The 4,998-nt window shown below is 60.1% G+C and carries 4 protein-coding genes; 2 read left to right on the top strand and 2 right to left on the bottom strand.

Features of this window, described 5'->3' with window-relative positions; genetic code table 11:
- The first annotated feature begins 169 nt into the window (after positions 1-169).
- Together H1Y01_RS10520 and H1Y01_RS10515 are read left to right on the top strand one after the other, a co-directional pair.
- Positions 170-1,192 carry a zinc-binding alcohol dehydrogenase family protein gene (locus H1Y01_RS10520; protein WP_180540476.1) on the top strand — a complete coding sequence of 341 codons (1,023 nt, stop codon included), beginning with the start codon at positions 170-172 and terminating at the stop codon, positions 1,190-1,192.
- On the top strand, positions 1,193-1,966 hold the full coding sequence (locus H1Y01_RS10515; protein WP_180540475.1) for an SDR family NAD(P)-dependent oxidoreductase: 774 nt from the start codon (positions 1,193-1,195) through the stop codon (positions 1,964-1,966).
- Positions 1,967-1,975: 9 nt separating this feature from the next.
- On the opposite strand, the gene H1Y01_RS10510 is transcribed toward H1Y01_RS10515, so the two are convergent.
- Both H1Y01_RS10510 and H1Y01_RS10505 read right to left on the bottom strand, forming a co-directional pair.
- Positions 1,976-3,295, bottom strand: coding sequence for an SGNH/GDSL hydrolase family protein (locus H1Y01_RS10510; protein WP_180540474.1), 1,320 nt, complete (start codon positions 3,293-3,295; stop codon positions 1,976-1,978).
- A 93-nt stretch (positions 3,296-3,388) separates the two neighbouring features.
- Positions 3,389-4,915, bottom strand: a complete 1,527-nt coding sequence (locus H1Y01_RS10505) for an outer membrane protein assembly factor BamB family protein (RefSeq protein ID WP_437179961.1) — start codon at positions 4,913-4,915, stop codon at positions 3,389-3,391.
- Positions 4,916-4,998 lie beyond the last annotated feature (83 nt).

Here is a 4,998-nt window from a genome sequence, read left to right as displayed (position 1 = left end):
TTCGCCATATGCGCGTAGAGCGCGTCGTCGTAGCCGGGCAGATCGCCGGAGCGGATGGGGGTCAGCGTGAGAACGGCGGCGAGTGAGGCGAAGACCCAGAAGTAAGTGCGCGGCGCGAGTTGCAACCCTGATTGTAGGGCGTGCTTGTAAGATAAGGTACTCGATCGATATGAAAGCCCTCGTCATTCCCGAACCGGAGCAATCGCACTTCGAGACCCGGCCGGAACCCGAGCCCCAGGCGAGCGGGGCGTTGCTACGCGTACGGTCGGTGGGTCTGTGCGGCACCGATCTCAGCACCTTTCGCGGACGCAATCCGCTGGTGACTTATCCCCGCGTGCCCGGTCACGAGATCGCCGCCACCGTCGAAGCACTCTACGGCGAAGCGCCCGCCGGCATCCGCGTCGGAATGAACGTGGCTGTTTCGCCCTATACCAATTGCGGCCAATGCGCTTCGTGCCGGCGCGGCCGCCCCAACGCCTGCCAGTTCAACCAGACATTCGGCGTGCAGCGCGACGGGGCGCTTACCGAATGGATCAACGTGCCTTATTCGCGACTGATCGTCGCGGAAGACTTGCCGTTGCGGTATCTGAGTATCGTCGAGCCTTTAACGGTTGGGTTCCATGCTGCCGGCCGTGGACGTGTGACACCGTCCGATACGGTCGCCGTCTTCGGGTGCGGAGGCGTCGGTCTCGGAGCGGTTTCCGGTGCGGCGTTTCGCGGTGCGAAGGTGATCGCGATCGACGTCGATGACGGCAAGCTGGAACTGGCGCAGCGCGCGGGAGCGACGCATGCGATCCACTCCGCCCGCGAACCCCTCCACGAGCGCTTGCAGGAATTGACCTCCGGTTTCGGACCGGACGTGATCATCGAAGCGATCGGGCTGCCCCAAACGTTTCGCGCGGCCATCGAAGAGGTCGCCTGGACCGGGCGCGTCGTGTACATCGGCTACGCCAAGGAACCGGTGGCCTATGAAACGCGCTGGTTCGTGCAGAAGGAACTCGACATCCTGGGTTCGCGGAACGCCCAGCCGGAAGACTTCGCGGCTGTAATCGCGATGATGCGGGCGGGGAAGTTTCCGATCGACGCGGCGATCTCGCATGTCTTTCCTTTCGCTGAAGCGGGTGAAGCCTTCGCCGCATGGAGCGGTAATCCCAGCCAGTATCAGAAAATCCTGATTGAGGTGAGTGCCTGAGTGAGCACGATATTTAGTTTGCAGGACCGGACCGCTGTCGTCGTCGGGGCGACGTCGGGAATCGGGAAGTCGATTGCGCTGGCGCTGGCTGACGCGGGAGCAAATGTCGTGCCCACGGGGCGGCGTCGCGAACAGTGCGACGAGGTTGCTTCGCTGGTGGAACAGCGCGGCGCTCGATCGCTGCGACAGCCGGTGGACGTTTCAAACCGCGAGTCGATTACGGAGCTGAGAGATGCCACGCTCGAAGCGTTCGGACAGGTTCATATCCTGGTCAACTGCGCGGGCAAGACCAAGCGCACGCCGACGCTCGACGTGACCGACGACGAATGGAACTCGATCTTCGATACCAACGTGACGGGTGCGTTGCGGTGCAGTCAGATCTTCGGCCGGCACATGATCGAACAGAAGTACGGACGCATCGTCAACATCGCTTCGTTGTCCACGTTCGTCGCGCTGTACGAAGTAGCCGCGTACTGCGCCAGCAAAGCGGCGATCGCCTCGTTGACCAAATCGCTGGCGATCGAGTGGGCGCGGCATGGGATCTGCGTCAACGCCATTGCACCCGGAGTCGTGCGCACCGAACTGAACGCGAAGCTGCTGGATGAGACGCAGCGCGGCCAGGAATTTCTGACGCGTACGCCGCTCGGGAGGTTTGGAACGACGGACGAGATCGCAAGCGCCGCCGTCTATCTATCGTCGGATGCGATCACGTACGTGAATGGGGTGGTGCTTCCGGTGGACGGCGGGTTCCTCGCGAGCGGCGTAAATCAGTAGATCGCCCGACTACTGGGCGGGAGCGCCGATGATATCCGCCACCGCGTTAATGATGTCGGACCGTTGCCACTTCTGATTGGGATTGAGACCCTTGAGCTGATAGTACATGCTCATAAACTGGGCCTGGGTAAGCTTCGGAGTAGCGGTGCTCTGCGGTCCATTCGAAAATCCGAAGTAGGGAGCAAAGGTCTCGAGCAGCCCGGACTTGGGGCGGCCGGGAACCTTGCCGGCGCCGGTGAAATCGATGAACGGGTCGTTCATCGCGATGGCGGTCAACGCGCTCGGGGAAATCAGCGGTACGCTGGTTCCGAACGCCTCGTTCGAGACCGTGATGAACTGATTCGCGATCAGCGCGTAGCCGGTGTTGGAAGGATGCAAGCCGTCGAGGCTGAACGCGCCGCCATTGTAGTTGGTGTTGATCGTCACTCCGGCGATCGTAACCGGGTTGGTGATATAGCTCGCGAACAAGGCGTGGGCGTCTACCAAGGGAAAGCCGGCGGTGGCCGCGGCGTCACTGATTACTTGATTAAACGCAGTCACCTGGCTCTGAATCGAACTGACCGCCGCCGCGTCCAGAACGTAAGCGGGATTGGAAAGATCGGAAGCGGTCAAGACTCCGAGGTCGAGAAGAATTACCGCTCCGAGCGTAGTAAGGGAGCCCTTCGGCAGCTTGTAATTCGTGCCCGTGTATTTCGTGAGGTATCTGTTGTCGAAGAGAAACCCGACCTGAGTCAGGTCGGGGATGTTGGCGACGACGACCTTTGCGCCGGACGCTTGCAACTCCGCGATCAGCTGCTGATATTCCGTGGTGAAATCGGCGAGCGAGGTGACGCCCGAAGGGGCATTCAGATGCATAAAGTCGAGAATCAACGGCGTTAGATCGTCGTTCCCAACCCAGGAGTAAACCAGCGTCGGATGAATGGAACCGACGATGGCGGCCTGGCTCTGACCGTAGTAAGGCGGCAATACGAGACCGGCCTCGCTGTTGGCGCGATGACTAGCGGTGGCTGTAAGGACTTCCTGGGTGTTCGCGCCGGAAACCGCCAAGTCGGCGGGAACTAGCGAGGTGTCGATGCGTGAGCGGCCGATGGTCAGTCCGACAAAGCCGATATCGGAGCTTTGAATCAAAGGCAGTTGGAACGGCACGCCGATCTGCGCGGCGACGAGAGGTAAGTAACCCGATTCCTGGCTAGAGGAGAAGGCGTTGGCGGATTGATCTCCTTCACCGAGACTGTCGCCGATTCCAACGAAGGGCGGACCTGACTGCGCGAAGGCGGCTACGGACGAGGTAAGCAGAAGACTGAGAAAGACGGGTAGGTATCGATTCACGCACATTCCTTTACGGGCGTTTTAGGGGCAAACCAATGTAAATTATATCCGCAATTTTCGCGAGTCTCGCATGACAAATGCGCGAAGCTCGTACTAAGGATTCAGAGTGAAGGAATAGAAGCGGTTTGAGGCCGTACCGATAGGGGCTTTTGCGGGGAAGTGATGATAGCCGGTGCCCCAGAAAACGGTACCGTTGATAATGGCGGGAGCGGCGTTGACGGACCCGGGCGCGAGGTAGCTCCACAACACGTTACCCGTGGACGCGTCCATCGCGTACATCTCTCCGGAGGTGGAGGCGCCGTAGAGGACGCCATTGGCTACCGTTACCGGGCCAAGCGCCAACGCGGGAATCATGGGGTGCATCGGGTTCATGCCCAGGTCCGGAGTCTGCCAGAGAATTGCGCCGGTGGCGATGTCGAGAGCGGACCAAGCGCCTCCGTTCCAAGGCATGCCGGTCGGATAGAGACTGTAGGGCTGGTGACCGCTGTTGGCGACGGCAACGTAAATCCTCTGATTATCGGCGGCGGTGCCCCACTCGATTCCGCCCAGCAGGCCGCCGGGCCCGACAAACTGCTTCCAGACCACATCGCCGTTATCCGGATTCAATGCCCAAAAGACGCCGCTCTTCTGGCCGGCGCCCACCAGATCCGTGCTCGCGCCGGTCACACTGGCGGGCATGAAATTGGGACCAGATCCGAAATCGTAGTCTTTGCCCTCCGGGTCCGGGCAGGCCGGCCCGTTGGGACAGGCTCCGATCCAGGCATCGGTGACGGAACACTTGGTACCCCAGTTGATTGCGCCCGTGCTGAGATTCAGCGCGACGATGGAATCCTCATAGTTGCTCGGCGCCTGACAGGCTTTCGCCGCTTTCGTATTGGCACCCGCGTGCTGCTCACACTGTTGCACGCTCTCGGGTACCAGGTAGTTGTTGCCCGTCGTTACATAGAGTTGGTTCCGCGCAATATCTACAGCCGGGGTGCTCGACCAGATGGGAGCGCCAGTGTATCCCGGCGGGGTCATGTACGTCTTCCAGATCGTCTGGCCCGTGCTTACTGACAGGGCGATGACAAATCCCCGAAACGTGGGGTTAGTCAGCCTTTCCTCGGACGACGACACCCCAACGTAGATGACGTTGTTAAAGACCATCGGAGAGCCGGTCATCAACGAGGTCATACCGGACCCGACATTCACACTCCAAATCAAATTGCCCGTAGACGGATCGATCGCGATTACGTAAGCGCCCGTTTCGACGGGATTGGCCAGGGGCGCGCTCGCGGTGAGAATGATCATATTGCCGACTAAAGTCGGAGTTGTCCGGGAAATGGCTCCGGGCTGCAATCCGTAATCGGTCATGGGGTGGGACCAGATCAGGGTTCCGAGGTTCGAATCGACTTTGTTGATTAATCCGGACCAGTCCGGAAAGTAGACAGCGTTACCGGAAAGGTCGACCGATGGAGTGGCGGAAACGTCGTCCGCCGCGGTGTAGATCCAGGCCGGGGATAATCCCGACACGTTGGTTTTGTTGATCGTACATTCCTGGGAGGCCCATCGGGAATTGGTCAGATCATTTCCGGCGAACGGCCAAGTTGTTTGCGCTGCTAGCGAGAAAGCGGGCAACACCGCAAGTGTGAGAGCGCGAACTATGGATGAGTGCAAGCGGGCGCGGATCTGTATTGCAATAGACAAATCACAGAAGTATACCC

The organism is Nevskia soli (assembly GCF_903970205.1).
In the GTDB taxonomy this organism is placed as follows: Bacteria; Acidobacteriota; Terriglobia; order Bryobacterales; family Bryobacteraceae; genus Bog-113.
The sequence above is the reverse complement of the archived record's forward strand: the minus strand, read 5'-3'. Positions and strand labels throughout refer to the sequence as shown.